Source organism: Candidatus Nitronereus thalassa (assembly GCF_032191465.1).
Classification (GTDB): Bacteria; Nitrospirota; Nitrospiria; order Nitrospirales; family UBA8639; genus Nitronereus; species Nitronereus thalassa.
The window spans coordinates 452,862-469,479 of record NZ_JAQOUE010000002.1 but is presented as its reverse complement, the minus strand read 5'-3'; the positions used below and the strand labels follow the sequence as shown (position 1 = coordinate 469,479).

Annotated in this window: 11 protein-coding genes; 10 read left to right on the top strand and 1 reads right to left on the bottom strand. The window is 50.7% G+C overall.

Annotation, left to right across the window (positions count from 1 at the left end; genetic code table 11):
* Positions 1–9 precede the first annotated feature (9 nt).
* The 6 genes from tatA (at position 10) to PPG34_RS17470 (ending at position 5,969) form a co-directional block, all read left to right on the top strand.
* Positions 10–336, top strand: coding sequence for a twin-arginine translocase TatA/TatE family subunit (gene tatA / locus PPG34_RS17495; protein ID WP_313834736.1), 327 nt, complete (start codon positions 10–12; stop codon positions 334–336).
* 191 nt (positions 337–527) lie between these two features.
* Positions 528–1,790 (top strand): NHL repeat-containing protein, encoded by a 1,263-nt coding sequence (locus PPG34_RS17490; protein ID WP_313834735.1) that lies wholly within the window; start codon positions 528–530, stop codon positions 1,788–1,790.
* 98 nt (positions 1,791–1,888) lie between these two features.
* Positions 1,889–2,743 carry an ethylbenzene dehydrogenase-related protein gene (locus tag PPG34_RS17485; RefSeq protein ID WP_313834734.1) on the top strand — a complete coding sequence of 285 codons (855 nt, stop codon included), beginning with the start codon at positions 1,889–1,891 and terminating at the stop codon, positions 2,741–2,743.
* A gap of 43 nt (positions 2,744–2,786) precedes the next feature.
* Positions 2,787–3,302, top strand: a complete 516-nt coding sequence (locus PPG34_RS17480; RefSeq protein WP_313834733.1) for a PDZ domain-containing protein — start codon at positions 2,787–2,789, stop codon at positions 3,300–3,302.
* Positions 3,303–3,394: 92 nt separating this feature from the next.
* Positions 3,395–4,672, top strand: coding sequence for a hypothetical protein (locus tag PPG34_RS17475; protein ID WP_313834732.1), 1,278 nt, complete (start codon positions 3,395–3,397; stop codon positions 4,670–4,672).
* Positions 4,673–4,727: 55 nt separating this feature from the next.
* Positions 4,728–5,969: a multiheme c-type cytochrome gene (locus PPG34_RS17470; protein WP_313834731.1), complete on the top strand. Its 1,242-nt coding sequence runs from the start codon at positions 4,728–4,730 to the stop codon at positions 5,967–5,969.
* 196 nt (positions 5,970–6,165) lie between these two features.
* On the opposite strand, the gene ilvD is transcribed toward PPG34_RS17470, so the two are convergent.
* Positions 6,166–8,001 carry a dihydroxy-acid dehydratase gene (gene ilvD, locus PPG34_RS17465; RefSeq protein ID WP_313834730.1) on the bottom strand — a complete coding sequence of 612 codons (1,836 nt, stop codon included), beginning with the start codon at positions 7,999–8,001 and terminating at the stop codon, positions 6,166–6,168.
* A 360-nt stretch (positions 8,002–8,361) separates the two neighbouring features.
* On the opposite strand from ilvD, the gene PPG34_RS17460 reads away from it, so the two are divergent.
* The 4 genes from PPG34_RS17460 (at position 8,362) to PPG34_RS17445 (ending at position 16,515) form a co-directional block, all read left to right on the top strand.
* Positions 8,362–8,751, top strand: a complete 390-nt coding sequence (locus tag PPG34_RS17460; RefSeq protein ID WP_313834729.1) for a response regulator — start codon at positions 8,362–8,364, stop codon at positions 8,749–8,751.
* A 216-nt stretch (positions 8,752–8,967) separates the two neighbouring features.
* Entirely contained in the window at positions 8,968–9,381 is a 414-nt protein-coding gene (locus tag PPG34_RS17455; protein ID WP_313834728.1) for an SET domain-containing protein, read from the top strand.
* 228 nt (positions 9,382–9,609) lie between these two features.
* Positions 9,610–11,382, top strand: coding sequence for a ShlB/FhaC/HecB family hemolysin secretion/activation protein (locus tag PPG34_RS17450; protein ID WP_313834727.1), 1,773 nt, complete (start codon positions 9,610–9,612; stop codon positions 11,380–11,382).
* A 357-nt stretch (positions 11,383–11,739) separates the two neighbouring features.
* Positions 11,740–16,515, top strand: coding sequence for a beta strand repeat-containing protein (locus tag PPG34_RS17445; RefSeq protein WP_313834726.1), 4,776 nt, complete (start codon positions 11,740–11,742; stop codon positions 16,513–16,515).
* Positions 16,516–16,618: the final 103 nt, after the last annotated feature.

The following is a 16,618-nucleotide window of genomic DNA, read 5'->3' as shown; positions in this document are numbered from 1 at the left end:
AGACTTATCATGTTTGGGAGTTTAGGGATTACAGAACTGGTGTTGATTCTGATTATTGTCCTGATCATATTTGGAGCAGGGAAGTTGCCTCAATTGGGGGAGGGCGTGGGAAAGGCCATCAAAGGCTTTAAAAAATCCGTCCATGAAGCTGATGCCATTGAAGCCGAAGCTCAAGCCCAGGCTGCGGAGCAAACACAGGCTCATCCACCCATGGCTGGTCAGGGGCAGGCTCCGGACCCAAATAAGGTGGCATTGCAAATCGCACCTGCTTCTGAGAAAGCGGCGGTACCATCTGAACAAGTCGCAAGGCCAGAACCGGTCCAACCATCTCGATAAAATGATGGCCTACTCTGCGTGATGAAGGATGTTTGAGAATAACGGATTCATGGCATTGGGTCCTTTGGATTCCGCCATTTTGCACGAAGCGGTCGGTCGATGGTCTTAAAAACGTACGCGAGAGCGCCATAATTGGCGCTCATTTTGTCTAAAGCTGTGGGAAACTCAGCCTGTTGAGTGAGGAGTAAGCAATGGAAACCAGCATAGAAGCGGTCGAGTCAATCGTAGGCAAAATTGAAACCTTTGCCGGGAATGGAAAATCCCGAAGCACCGGTGATGGTAAGCGGGCCGTCAAGGCTGGCATTCCACTCCCCAATCACATTTGTCTCGATAAGGAACAGCGTTGGCTCTATATCGCCGAAAATGGATCGGATCGCATCCGTCGAGTGGATCTGGAGACAGGACGCATCCATAACTATGCGGGAATTGGCGAGACCTGTTATAGCGGCGATTATGGACCATGTGGTGAGGCTGGACTGTACCTTCCCTTAAGCGTCGCGGTGGATTCCAACAATGACCTGTATATTTGTGATTCAGGAAGTAATCGAATCCGAAAAGTCGACCATAAGACAGATATTATCACGACCGTCGTTGGAGCGGGCCCCTCTGGCTATAATGGTGACGGGCCGGCCTTAGAAGTGAATCTCACCTACCCTGGCGCTATTGCCTTTGACAAAGATGACAATTTATTCATTGCCGATACTCAGGCACATCGTATACGCAAATACAATCCTCGCTCGGAAATGGTGACCACCGTTGCAGGAACGTGGACTGGGATGGATGAAGATTGGATCAGCCCTCTCACGGCACAGAATCTTGTCGTCCTCTCCGGAGATGCCATTGGGATTGATTTTAGTGATGATCAAGGATGGCTTCGTCCCCAATGTTCCGACAACCTGGATTTGTCCGTCTATCTTGATGACGGAAAGCCGGCCCTGGAAGCCAAACTCTGGGATATCGTGGCCATTGCCGTGGATCAAGAGGGTGACCTATATCTTACGGATAAGGCGACCAATCGGATACGAAAAATTCATATGAAAACCGGCACGATTTCCACGATTGCCGGCGTATGCCGTTTTGGTTACGACGGCGATAATAAACCGGCGGTCATGTCCATGTTGAATGTTCCGGAGGCGGCTATTGTGGATCCTGACGGAAATATCTATATCGCAGATTCCATGAACCACCGCATTCGCAAAGTCGATCCTGCTACAGGGATGATTACCACCGTGGCAGGGAATGGAGATAGCGGGTACGATGATAAGAATATGGGCGGCTGTGGAGCCGCTCGGTTTGTTGCGAAGGAAGAAACGGGGCTATTGAAACATGGAGATGGGAGCCAGGCCATTGATGCAGTCGTGAATGCTCCGTCTGGATTGGCTCTAGATGCTCAAGGCTATCTCTATATTTGTGAACGGAATGAAAATAAAATCCGTCGGGTCAAACTCTGGTAAAATATCGTTATCAGTCTCTAAAACATCTCCTACTCCTTCACTGAAAATAAACTGAAGCTTGGTATAATGCCCATGACTCAAGCATTGAGAGGTATGGTGTGAAGATTCGAGGAAAAATCACGCGGTTCCAAATGGCCACGGGTTTAGGCATTGTTGTGGTGGCCATGGTTTTGGGTTGGTTCGAGATTCCCGTGGTCAGTAGCCAAGGCATTGTCATCCGTTCTCACTTTCGTGAAGGGGAGGTTCCTTCTTTTCCTTCCGATAAGGATTGGGAATCCCTAGCTCCCATTCCGATCCCTCTGAGTGGGCAGATTATCACTCGCCCCGTCTGGCCAGAACCAAGCGCAAAGGTTATCTCCGTTCGTTCCATTCATAATGGACAAGACATTTCCTTTCTCATTGAATGGCAGGATGCCACCAAAAATGAGCAACTCACTCCAGGAGTGTTTCGCGATGGTGCCGCGTTGGCATTGCCACTTGGAGATGCGCCAGCCTTTTTTTGCATGGGCCAACTGGATCACTATGTGAATATTTGGCATTGGAAAGCGGATTGGCAAAGTGACGTCGATCGTCGGGCCGCACGGGCAAAAGAACGGAAACGACAAGAAGGCGGCATCAGGCGGTTTGAAGTGATTCCCCGTCGTCCCTCGTCGGTAGAAGATTTGATAGGAGGAGGGTTTAGTACGCTGACGAGTAAGTCCAGTCAGGGAACGATCAAGGGGCAAGCGGAATGGAAAAATGGGTTTTGGCGGGTTGTGATGAAACGTCCTTTGACTCAGCAAGGTGATGATAAAGAAAACGAAGCCACGCTCATCCCTGGAAGAATGCAGGCGGTATCCTTTGCCGTATGGAATGGGGAATATAAGGAACGGAATGGCCAGAAAGCCGTGGCCTCATGGCTCCAACTTCTCGTCGATCCCGTCGGTGGACCACCTTCCCTACAGAAATCATGATGAGCATGATAAGATAGAGCAAGAAGGAGGCCTTGTAGTATTTTTGATGTGGAAAGATTGGTATTGGAAAAAATCAGAATTCATGATTACCCTTCCTTTTTTACAAAAAAATCACACCGGCTTTCTTTGCCCAGGATTTCGGATATTTCTCGTAGGCCTTCTTTGTCTTGGATTACTCAATGTGCCTGGGCTGGTTTTGGCAGGGGCACCCGAAATGACGGAAGATCGAGCCTTCGCTCTTGCCGAGGAATTTGGGGTGGACGTTGGGGAGGTGGATGAGGAGATCAGGAAAATTTTAGGATTGCTTAAGGCTGAAGGGGTGGTGGTGTTTGCGGTTATTGGCAATACCGCGGCTGATCTTGCAGGAATTAAGTCCAAATCGATTATTAAGGAAGTCGATGGCATGGAAATCCACACAATTTTAGACCTCGGAAAGGCCCTAGAGAAAGCCTTGCCGACCCAAAATTTTTCTGTGGCGACGTACGAGCCCGCTGATATCGATGATCAAGGAATTGGTGGGGGTCTCAACTTTCACCTGGTTCGCATTCAAAAGGAATAGACGAAAATATGCGATCTTTTCGACAATCAGGGCATTCGAGTTTTTCGTTGTGGATGAGGACTCTTGGAGTTTTCGCAGTTTTTATAGGAATTATGGTTTCTCCTTTGTCCTCATGGGCTGCCCAAAATCCAGGGGAAGCTGCTCACGAAGACCATGCCTGGATTGATGAAATTGAACAAGTGTTCCTGCCGTCGGATCACTGCAAGCAATGTCATGACCGGCATTATGAAGAATGGAAAGGGATGCGTGAGCAAACGCCAGACCTGAAAACATTTGGTCGCGTGGATGGGGCATTATTGCATGGAACGGCTTTGACGTCTCCGGTATTCAAGACCGTACTGGGTCTATGGCTGCAGACGAATCCTACCAGTGAAGAACAAACGCGGTGTTTAGCTTGTCATGCCCCGGCAGTAACGGCTTTTCCGCAACACACGGGCAACCTTATTGCCCAAGTCATGTCTGAACAACCAAAGCAACGCGGAAGAAGGGCCAAGGAACAACGTCGACTCGAGGGGATCAGTTGTTCATCGTGTCACATGATTGATTCTGTGAAAGAGAATCCGACCGACTACCCGGCGTTTAAGATTAACACTGGGAAAGTCTTGTTCGGTCCTTATGATAATGCCGAGGACAATCTCGTGCATCCTTCCAAACAGGCTGATGTCTATCAGGGTGCTCAATTTTGCGCTTCCTGCCATTTTAGCAAGGTCAAAGACGTGACCCAGGCCGAATTGCCCGGACAAATATTGCAAGGCACGATTTGTCAGGATTGTCATATGGAGCGTTCCACGGGAAGTTCGACTTCAAAACGAGGATCGCTGACACGGCCCATTGGACGGCATTGGTTCCAAGGGATAGTGATTCCGGGAATTATGCTCAGCAATCGCAATCTGCAAGCCGAATGGTTTCCTCGTGTTGATATTGAAGTTCAAAAAGGCAATGAAGCGATAGAAGGAAAAGTGCTGGTGCGTAATGGTAGCCTGCCGCATATGTTCCCGGGTGGAGATCCGGTATTAAAACAGTTTTTTGTCACCGTGACGGTCAAAAATGCGGAAGGACATGTGTTAGGAACCCAGCAGGAGAGATTTGGGTTGCCCTTTGATAAGATCCTTCGTGGTCCAATTCCCAATCCCCTGGTTAATGGTGGGACTACGCGTCGTGTGCCTTTTTCAATTGTAGTGAACCCAGGGCAAGCGCCAAGCTATGTCGAAGCGTCCCTGAGTTATGCGTTGATTCCTGAGCCTGATTCAGACTTGCTTGATCGCTATCTGGCAACCTTGGGAAGTGACCGAGAAAAAGACAAAGCCAAAGAAATTATAACCAATTACGCCGCAGAACGATTATTAACGTTTCGGACCAAGTCTTTTTAATCACGCAAAAATTTCATGTTCATTTATCCCAACATGATGAGTTGAGGTCATCCTCATGCCAAAACTTTTGCCTTCCTTACGTTGGATACTTGGCCTCCCGGTCGTGATCGCGGTGGCGAGCCTCGCTCTAGGACTTCCTCACGCAGAAACCCTAGCGGCAAAAAAGAGTCCTGACAAACCTCTGGAGAAAGCCTTTCCTCATTCACAGAAGTGCAAACGGTGTCACCTTCGGGTGTTTGAAGAATGGGAAGCCTCGGCTCAATCCCGGTCCATCATCAGTGCCCCCTTCCGTGTGTCGTTAGAACGATATCGTGCGACGACTTCCGATAAGGAAGGCTCCATGTGTTTTCGATGCCATGCACCCAGCGTCTTAGAATATCCAGACCATGCTGGAGTGTTTATCAAAGAAATTGAATCTGGCGATCCCAAGTTGGATGGAGTGGGTTGTGCGCAATGTCATCTCATCAGCGAGGTGGACCCGAATCAGCATCCTCCGCATCCGACCTATCAATTAGATCGGACGGTGTTTGGAAGTTATAAAAATCCGGAAGAAAATTTGGCTCATCAGTCTGTGCAGCTTCCCTTATATAGTCAATCGCAATTTTGCGTGACCTGCCATGAGAATTTACCTGGTTTTGAAAAGATACTTCCGAAATTATTAGGGGCCTGGGAAGAATCCAAGACACAAAAGGCGGGGAAGAATTGTCAGTCGTGTCATATGCCTGAAGAGTTTGGCGAATCGGCGAATGGTGAACGCAATCGTAAAATCGCCAATCATAGCTTCCCTGGGCGATTCGGAAAAGTTCGAGCTGATGCCGTAAAATTGGAAGTTGAGACTGAAGTCAAGGGGCAGACATCTGAAGTCAAGGTCACGATTCAAAGCTTAGTGCCCCATAATTTGCCCTTGCCGCATCCTGGATGGTCTCGAGTGGAAATCGATCTCACGATACTTGGGAAAAATTTGCGAAAAGTGTACACCGAGCAGCGATACTATGAACGCGTGTTTGGCGATAAAGATGGAAACCCCACGGTGTTTGATTTTGAAGCCGTCAAAGTCTTGAAAGAGAATGTCTTGACTCCTGAAGAGAAACGAGTAGAAAATTTTACGTTTCCTACCCCAAAAGATGCGCCTTCCATGGATGTCATTGTGACGCTGACCTATGCCCCTATCCATGGCGACGAAGAATTTGTGAAGGAGGTTGAGCAGCGTGCCGCCTTGGGAAAGAAAGATCGAGCCTTTAAACCCGTGCAGATTGTGCGGTTTAAGGAAAATGTAAAGTTGACTGGTCAAGAATAAACAGAAGGTCCAGACTCTTGGAAAAGGCGGGGAGGTGATAAACCTCTCCGCCTTTTTTATGAGAAATCACACCATGTGGTGGGTTTGTTTTGTTTGGAAAGATTTTGGCCTCTATTTTTAGGAGGGTTTCGCCCTGACATGACGCGTCACTTTTGCCGAAACAAAAGGACCTCGTAGAGTAGATCGGAACATCACGTTAATCAATTTTTGAGAGATCCCGCACCGCGCCTTTATCGGCACTACACACGAAAGCAGCATAGATTTTTAAAGCGGTACTGATTTTTCGAGGACGTTCCTTGTCTGGTTTCCAACCTTTTTGATCTTGTTCCTTGCGACGGGCTTGCAACACGCTATCCTCGACCAGCACGTTGATGCTACGGTTAGGAATATCAATCGTTATGCGATCTCCATTTTGGACTAATCCAATCGCTCCGCCCGCGGCAGCTTCGGGAGAAACATGCCCGATGGATAACCCTGAAGTGCCTCCAGAAAATCGGCCATCCGTGATGAGCGCAACAGCTTTCCCCAGGCCTTTGGATTTGATATAGGAGGTTGGGTAGAGCATTTCTTGCATCCCCGGCCCCCCACGTGGACCTTCGTAACGGACAATGATCACGTCTCCAGCTTTGATTTTTTCGTCGAGGATATTCGCCACGGCTTCTTCCTGGGATTCGGTCACATGGGCTTCACCAGTAAAGACCAGAATAGATTCGTCCACCCCGGCTGTTTTGACCACACACCCGTCTTCGGCGATATTGCCCTTGAGGACAGCCAAGCCTCCTTCACGACTGAAGGCATGTTCCGCGGAATGGATGCAGCCGTTTTCACGGTCGGTATCCAGAGTTTCCCAGCGTGTGGCCTGGCTAAAGGCTTCTTGAGTGGGTATGCCCGCTGGCCCAGCTCGGAAAAATTCCGCCACGGCAGGATCCTGATTGCGCATGATGTCCCATTTGTCGAGGGCGTCTTGCAGGGTCGCGCTGTGGATCGTGGGAACCTTGGTATGCAGAATGCCGGCCCGGTCTAATTCGCCGAGGATGCCCATGATGCCTCCGGCACGGTGCACATCTTCAATATGATATTGTTGCGTATTCGGTGCGACTTTGCAGAGTTGTGGAACCCTTCGGGAAAGGTAGTCAATGTCGTCCATGGTAAAGTCCACGCAGGCTTCGCGGGCAATGGCCAAGAGATGGAGGATGGTGTTGGTGGAACCTCCCATGGCGATATCCAGGGCCATGCAATTTTCGAACGCCTGTTTGGTCGCGATGCTGCGCGGCAAGATGCTGTAATCTTCTGATTTGTAATGGCGTAGGGCGAGTTCCACAATCCTCGATCCTGCTTGTTCAAAGAGACCTTTACGGTCGGCATGTGTGGCGAGCAGGGTCCCGTTCCCTGGCAAGGCCAACCCCATGGCTTCCGCCAAGCAGTTCATGGAGTTAGCCGTAAACATGCCGGAACATGAGCCACAGGTGGGACAGGCACTTCGTTCGAACTCAGCGACTTTTTCCTCCGAGGCTGTGTTGTCTGCCGCAATCACCATGGCATCGATGAGATCGAGTTTGTGCTTGGCCAGGCGGGTTTTGCCAGCTTCCATGGGGCCGCCGGTCACAAAAATGACGGGAATGTTTAATCTCATGGCCGCCATCAGCATGCCGGGGGTGATCTTGTCGCAATTGGAAATGCAGACCATGGCATCGGCACAATGCGCATTCACCATGTATTCCACAGAGTCTGCTATCAGATCTCTCGAGGGGAGGCTATAGAGCATGCCATCATGGCCCATCGCGATGCCGTCATCTACGGCGATGGTGTTGAATTCTTTGGCCACCCCGCCGGCCTTCTCAATTGCACGAGCGACGAGTTGACCAAGATCTTTCAGATGGACATGCCCAGGGACGAATTGCGTAAAGGAATTCGCCACGGCAATGATGGGTTTTTGAAAATCTTCATCTTTCATGCCGGTCGCCCGCCAGAGCGCACGGGCACCAGCCATATTCCGACCGCTGGTCGTTGTGGCTGAACGAAAGGGTATCATGACTACCTCGAAGGTTGGAGGGGAATCTCTCTGCCAGTTTAGGTGTAGTCTAGCAAATTTCCGGTGTCAAGCGATACTTGGGGCAGTCGCCTTGCGACCTCTTCGGTGTTCAAGCATTCTCCGGCCAATGTGCAAACCCCATGGGGGAGGTGTCAGGGGGGGGTCGGGCTTTCGATACCCCATTAGGAGATGTGACCACTCGATAGGGGCATCATGTGTGGAAATCCAAGGGATTGTGATTTTTCATCCTGAGTATTTCTGGAAATTTATGAGTATCTGCAGTACCATTACGGTCCGAATAGTACGTTTGGACTGCAGAGTTGACCGATTCATTTTTCATCAACAATGGGTGCACGTAACATGAAAAAATATGCCAACAAATCCATCCTTGTCGCCGAGGATCATCCGGACGGGCGAAAACTCGTCGTGCGGCTCTTGGACAAATTAGGGATTTCCAACGTTGTGGCGGTCGCGAATGGACAGGAGGCGAAGGAACAGTTACAGGGCCAAGCCTTTGACCTGTTGTTAGCTGACTGGCATATGCCAAAAATGGATGGATTGGAATTGCTTAAATCCGCCAAGGCCGATGCTGCCCTGAAACACATGAGAGTTCTCATGGTCACAGCCAACGATGATAAGGAGCATATTCTCGAGGCAATATTGGCTGGAGCAGATGGCTACCTCGTGAAGCCAGTGACCCAAGAGAGGTTGCAACAAAAGCTGGAGGATATTTTTAAGGATGAGGAGTAGGACGTCCTTTTGTTTCGGCAAAATAACCAAAACCATTCTTGCCTTGGCCCAGCGCTTTGGGTTCCCTTCGACCCCCTGCTGAATCCCAAGGGTTCGGGAACTCTTACCAAAGTGCAAATTCACCCCTTCGTTCAAACAGCTCTTCCTAAAAGGCGGATTCAGTCAAAGTCTTGGCTTGGCCAGATGCGTTAAAAAAAAGTCGAATTGTTCTTTGGCATGAATACGGTCAATCTAAGCATATTAGCAGAAACTAGACCTAGTCGAATCGATGGCAAAGGACTTTTTGCAAAGGCGAAGTTGCAAGGGCGAAGAAAAATCGGTGAATTTGCAGGTGAGTTAATTAGTATCCGCGAAGCCAGGAGGCGGGCGAAACATCTCAAGCACATTGCGATTGTCGAATTGAATAATGGCAAGGCGATTGATGGGTCACGACACGGGAATGGGTTTCGACACATGAATCATTCGTGCAGCCCCAATACCTTCATTCGGATATTTCGAAACCTTGCGGAATTTTATGCCTTAAGGGACATCAAGCCAGGTGAGGAGCTGACATGTGATTATGGAGAATCACATCATAATGGAACTCGCCGCTGTACCTGCGGGAGTCAAAAATGCTGCAAGGCGATATAAAGGGAATGGTGCCAAGCGAAGCGATTTTTCCTCGTTGTTGTATGGAATGTTTGTTCATGGTGTTCAAGACTAAGTAGGAATCTCCGGTGTCGATTTGTCAGGTCTTTCGTAGAAAACTCCTGTTTTTGCGGCAGGTAAATAGTGTAGCATGTCCTCGTTTGAAAATTGTGGCCATTAAACAGGATTGGTTGGCCAACCTGATCCTTACCTGCTGCCTTGTTGAACCGCATGCGTGTGATTTCCACTCAGAAAATTTTCAGTCATGCGGCTAATGTTCATCCATTCCTACCATCTTACCGATCTATCTTTCCAAAGTTCGCCTTCTGTGCAGCGCTGAGTCTCGTTCTATTTAGCAGTTTCCTGAGTGCTCAAGCCCAGACGATTCCTCAGTCCGCCGAGCCAGGGCAAATTGAAAAACGATTTGAACAGAAAAAAGAACCGAAGTCCGTCATTAAACCCATCGTGCCGGAACGCGATGATGATGTGGTTCCCCCGGATAATGCCGACACGATCATCTTCACCTTGGCCCGAATTATCCTGGAGGGATCGACGGTCTACCAGGAGACTGATGTTCTTCCCCTGTACAAAAATTACATTGGGAAGAGAATTTCCCTCCGCATCATCTATAACCTCACGAATGCCATCACTGCAAAATACCGGAATGATGGCTATATTCTTTCACGAGCCATTTTACCTCCCCAAAAAATTGAAGGGGGAGTGGTCAACATTCGGATTATTGAAGGCTATATCAACAAGGTGGTCATTGACAGTCAGGGGTATGAAGTCCCGAAGCTCATTCATGCTTATCGTGCGAAGATCGAACAATCCCGTCCCCTTCATTCGTCGGACTTAGAACGGTACCTGCTGTTCATACGTGATCTCCCGGGATTTTATGCGGAAAGTGTGCTGCGTCCTGATAAGGCCGTTCCTGGTGCGTCGGAACTTGTGATTCAGCTTCGATACCGGCCAGTGAATGCCGCGTTGAACGTGAATAATCGAGGCACGTTATTCGTCGGTCCATTGCAGATTACTGCGTTTGCCGGGCTCAACTCATTCTGGGGTTGGGGCGAAAGAACCACGGCGCAATTCGTGACGGGCAGCCCAGAGTCGGATCAGGCTCGTCGAGAGCTCACCTACGTGGCGCTGAACCATCAGCAACCAATTTCGGATGAAGGCACCCAGTTCTCCATAAATTTTAACTATACTGATTCAGAGCCGGGCTTTACGCTACGGGCGTTGAACGTGGAGAGCAGTGCCGTGAGGTTTGCTATCGGGCTCACCCACCCGATCATTCGGTCTCGAGCCCAAAACCTTTTTGTGACGTCACAGTTTTCCTTTATCAATACCAAGACGGATCTCTTGAGTGCTCGACTAGCCGAGGATCGAATCCGTAGCCTCCAGTTCAGCGCTCACTATGACTTTGTGGATCGATTTCGAGCCATTACGTCTTTTGAATTGATGATTGCGAAGGGACTGGAAATTTTGAATCATTCCGATCAAGCCTCGAGTACTCTTTCTCGCGCTGGAGGACATAGTGACTTTACCAAGGTGCGAGGAGAGCTCTCCCGACTTCAGCCGTTGATCAATCGTGTCAATATATTCTTTGCCGGCAAGGCGCAATATGCGGCGGTTCCATTGCTATCTCCGGAAGAGTTTGCCGTAGGGGGAGCGTTTATGGGGCGGGGATATGATCCCTCGGAAATTACCGGCGATCATGGAATGGCCGGTATTCTCGAGTTGCAGTATGGAAACACGACGGCCCTGCCGGTTCTGCGGGATATGCAATTGTATGGGTTTTATGACCTGGGTGTGGTGTATCAGGTTGAGAATTCGAATAAGGCTTCCGTGTCTTCAGCGGGAGGGGGTATTCGTGCGAATTTCACCGATTGGTTTTCTGGCTATATTGAAGTGGCACAACCTCTTACGCGGCGTGTGACGACACAGGTCACTGGGGATGGGAAAGATCCCAGGGTTTTTTTCAGCTTGGCGATCCGGTATTGAGTAGCCATCGCACCATCTACAGTCTTTTGCCTAAGTGGCCATGTAGGATATTGGTTTCATGATCTTTTTCTAGATAGTGATACTTAAGATGGCACATAAAATAACCGAACTGACTATAAGATGCTACTGTATCGTCAAAACGGGCATTTATACCTGGCGCTTGAGGTTAAGAAGTTTTGACGAAGATCCATACCTTATCTTTTGGGTGGTGCCTAATTGTTCCGAATTTCCTCATCCCTTTGTTGCCCTAGAGCCCAATGGGGTTGTCAATTACGACATTCATATAAATCATCACACATTATTGCTGCCACTGGGCAAGGACCTCCTCCAAAGACTTTAGGAATTTTCTGTTTTATCTTGTGGGTCGGGCTTGTGTTTCAGCCCAATAGCCTTATTGCGAATCCTACTGGGGAAACGATCGTCCATGGTGCCGCCGATGTAGATCGCACCGATCCTTCCCACCTCACGATACAACAACATACCGACAAGGCCATTATCGACTGGACCAGTTTTTCTATTGGCGCCGCGGAAAGTGTGACTTTCTCTCAACCGTCCTCCACTTCGCTTGCCGTCAATCGTGTGATAGGCAATGAGTCTTCCAGTATTTTAGGGCAACTTACCGCCAATGGACGACTCATGCTCATCAATCCCAACGGCATTTTATTTGGAGCTGGGTCTAGAGTTGACGTGAATAGTCTCATTGCAACCACCATCGATATCTCCAACGAACGCATCCTTGCCAATGATTTTACCTTCGATCAGATGAGTAACCCCGCAGCGACCATCGTGAACCGTGGGACCATCACGGCTGCCGAAGGTGGATTAGTCGCACTGGTTGGGCCTGGAGTTGAAAATACCGGCGTGATTCAAGCGAGACTCGGTACGGTGTCCCTGGCCTCGGGGGATGGTTTTACGCTCGACTTATTTGGGGATGGCCTCGTGAAGTTGCCGGTGGATGCTCAAACATCCCAACAGCTCTTTGCGCCTGACGGAACCCCGTTGAAAGGGCTGGTCAATAATTCTGGGACGATTCAGGCTGATGGTGGCACAGTATTGCTCACGGCGCAGACAGTGACAAATATTCTGGATCGAGTGATCAACATGGATGGTATTGTCCAAGCCAATAGCGTGGCAGAGGTCAATGGGCAAATCGTGTTGTCCGGCGGTGACCTGGGTGTCGTGGAAGTAGCAGGGACATTGAAAGCTTCAGGCGATGATGTTGATGAAAAAGGCGGGATTATAAAAGTACTGGGCGAAAAAGTCGGCTTGTTCGGTGATGCGATCGTGAATGCATCTGGGGAAGCTGGCGGGGGCGAAGTGCTGATCGGAGGCAACTTCCAAGGTAATGGACCAGAGCAGAATGCCAAAAAAACGTACCTTGGTGAGGACGTAACAATTAATGCGCATGCCAAAGCGGCTGGCGACGGTGGGCGGGTAATTGTCTGGGCGGACGAGATATCCCGGTACTATGGGAATATCGACGTGCGCGGCGGTGAATTCGGCGGAAATGGCGGCTTTGCTGAAGTGTCCGGTAAACAAAACCTGGATTTCCAGGGAACTGCGAATCTTTCCGCCGTCCATGGTGACTTCGGTACGCTGTTGCTCGACCCATTAAATATTATTGTCATTACTGGTGGCACCGCGGCGGCGGGCGATGTCGATGCATTTGCTGACAATCCGGGTTCTTCGCTCACCATTGCTCCAGCCACCCTCGATGCTGTCGCGGGAAACGTCACTTTGCAAGCCACCGCAGATATTAGCTTTATAAACGCTGTAAACTTGACCACAGCCGGTGCAACGTTCACTGCTCAAGCTCAGGATGATATTAGTGTGAATGCCGATATCACGACCAATGCGGGAGCCATCACCTTATCAGCCGATGACGACGCATCAGGGGCCGGTAGTCTAACCCTTGCCGCTGGAGTGACGGTGAATAGCGGTGGGGCGAATATTTCGATGAAAGCTTTTGACATGACGATTGACGGAACCTCAGCAGTCAATTCCGGTGCGGGAAGTACCACCCTTCTGGCGGCTGTCGGCGGCACGGACGTAGGCGGAACGTCATCGAACCTCAATCTCAGTACCACTGAGCTAGACAGGATTACCGCTGGTGTCATTAAAATCGGTGATGCCACGTCGGGCGCCATAACCATTTCCAGTGATATTACACCGGCGAACACGACCACGCTGCATTTACAATCCGGGGCGGGGATTACTGCTACTGCTGGTGGAATCGTAGAAACGAATCTTGCTATTTCAGCAGGAGGAACTGTCAATTTTACGGATGCGACCACGGACGTGGATAACCTGGCCGTCAGTGCACCGGGGCAGACGGTAACGTTTGTGGATGCCGACGATCTCGATCTCGATACCGTTAATGGTGTGATAGGGGTGACAGCCGGGACTCTCAATCTAACGACAGGTGGAGCCTTGACGGATGCCCAGGCGATTACGGCTACCAACCTTTCGATCACGAACACGGCAGCGGATACCACCTTGGACGTGGCGACCAATGATGTGGACAATCTAGCGGTGAGTGCGTCCGGCCGGACGGTGACGTTCCGTGATGTGGATGACCTGGATATCGATACTGTCAACAGTATTAATGGCGTGACCGCTGCGACCTTGAATCTAACCACTGGTGGGGCCTTGACTGATGCCCAAGCCGTGACGGCGACCAATTTGTCGGTAACGGCTGGTGGTGCAGTCACGCTTGATACGGCAACGAACGATGTTGATACTTTAGCGATTGATACGAGTACCGGGAATGTGACATTTACCGATGCCGACGGCTTTAGCGTCGGGACCGTCAATGGTGTGACCGGCGTAGACACAGATGCGGGAGCGGTGGCACTAACCGCCACCACAGGCACGCTGACAGTATCCAACACTGCCGCGGCTAACGATGTAGAAGCGAGCGGCGACATTACACTGACCGCGGCAGCTAATGAAGCCCTGGTTGATATACAGGCCACGGCTGATGTGGAATCGTCCGGTGGCGCAATCACCGTCACTGCCGATGATATCAACCTCGCCGGGACGATCACCAATACGGGGCGTACAGTGACCTTAGCCCCTGAAACGGTGAACGACGCGGATGTGATTGATCTGGGTCCAGATCCGAGTGCTGCTAATCGGTTCGAACTTGCCGCTAGCGATATCGACAACGTCACCGCTGGCACCCTAGTGATTGGCACTAGCGCATCGGGCGCGATGACAATTGAGGCTGACATCACGCCGGCGAATACCACGACGTTGCATCTGCAATCAGGGGGCAGTATCACGGGCACGGCGGGAGGTATCGTGGAAACGAACTTGGCGGTAACCGCTGGCGGAGCCGTTAACTTCAGCGACACGACCACAGATGTTGATAACCTGGCAGTGAGTGCGGCAGGGCAGACCGTGACCTTTGTGGATACCGACGATCTGGATATCGACACGGTGAATGGGATTGTGGGTGCGACGGCCACCACGCTGAATCTGACGACGGGCGGGGCGTTGACGGATGCCCAAGCGATTACTGCGACTAACCTCTCGATCACAAACACCGCCGCGGATACAACCTTGGATGTTGCGACGACCGATGTGGACAACCTCGCAGTGAGTGCGGCGGGCCGGACGGTGAGCTTCCGTGATACGGACGATCTGAATATCGATACGGTGAATGGGGTTGTTGGGGTGACCTCCACGACGCTCAATCTCACGACAGGTGGGGCCTTGACGGATGCCCAAGCCGTAACGACGACCAACTTGTCGGTGACGGCGGGTGGTGCAGTCACGCTTGATACGGCAACGAACGATGTCGATACCTTGGCCATTGATACAAGTACTGGCAGCGTGACGTTCACCGATGCCGACGGTTTCAGCGTTGGGACCGTCAATGGCGTGACCGGCGTAGACACAGATGCAGGAGCGGTGGCATTAACCGCCACCACAGGCACGCTGACAGTATCCAACACTGCTGCGGCCAACGATGTGGAAGCGAGTGGCAATATCACGCTGACCGCCGCGGCCAACGAAGCAACGGTAGACGTTCAGGTAGGTGCAGACGTTGAATCCTTGGCAGGCAACATCTCGATCATTTCCGACATTATTTCTTTGCCCGGTACGTTGACGGCGAGCGCAGGGGCGAATCAGTCAGTTACCCTAGCGCCTGAGACAGCGAACGATGTGGATGTGATTGATGTGGGTACCGACGGCACCATCGCGAATCGGTTTGAAATTACCAATACCGTAATTGATCAAATTACGACCGATACCGTGGTCATTGGGTCTTCGGCATCTGGGGCGTTAACCGTGTCTGCTGATATCACGGCCGCGAATGCCACGGGACTTGATCTTCGTTCCGGTAGCACGGTCACGGCATCGGCGGGCGGTATCATCGAAGATAGCCTGGCAGTAACGGCGGGCGGTACCGTCACTTTCAGTGATGCTCAGCAAAATGTTACGACATTGGCCATTAATGCCGCGGGCCAGATAGTGAATTATACTGAGACGACCGGCTATGCTCTTGGGTTGGTGAATGGGATTAGCGGGGCGACTGCGGGTACGTTGAACCTGATGTCGGGTGGGGCGCTGACCGGGGCACTTACTGCTACGGCCTTACAGATTTCTGGAACGAGCGCCATCTTAACTGGAACCCTCAATGGGTTAGCCAATCAGGCGGCGGCTAGTGCGGTGACCTTCATTGGGGCCAAGGGGGCCGGCCCGTACACCTTGAATGGGTTTTCCATTTTCGGTTCTTCGGCTGCTGCTCAGAGTTCGGCCTCAACGAGTGCTCAAAACAGGGCAGTCACGATTCCCCCGGCCATTATTTATACCCAAGTTCACCAGACCCTGCTCGGGACGGCATCCCCCCCCTTGTTGGTGAATCTTGGTTCAGGATCTTCGACGCCCCAAGACGCTCTTTCCCAAGAATTGCTGTCTGAATCGTTGGAACCCAACATTTTTGGAAACCGCTTTCAGTTAGTGGCCCAATCCGAAGAACTGAAGATGGCTTTCAATCCAGAATTGGATTTGTTCGTGAATTTTTGGTCTCCACCAGATGATGAAGACCTGTGGCCCCCCATATCGTTTCCATTCTTTGGACAAGAAGAACAGCAACCCGAAGATCTTCAAGCCCTCCAAGATTGATAACTATTTGTCGCCCAGAAGTATTTGTAGCTGCACGATCTCATCCTGCCTCACACTGCCTGTGAATCCCAAAAAAGCGGCATAAGATGCTGCAGCTACAAAT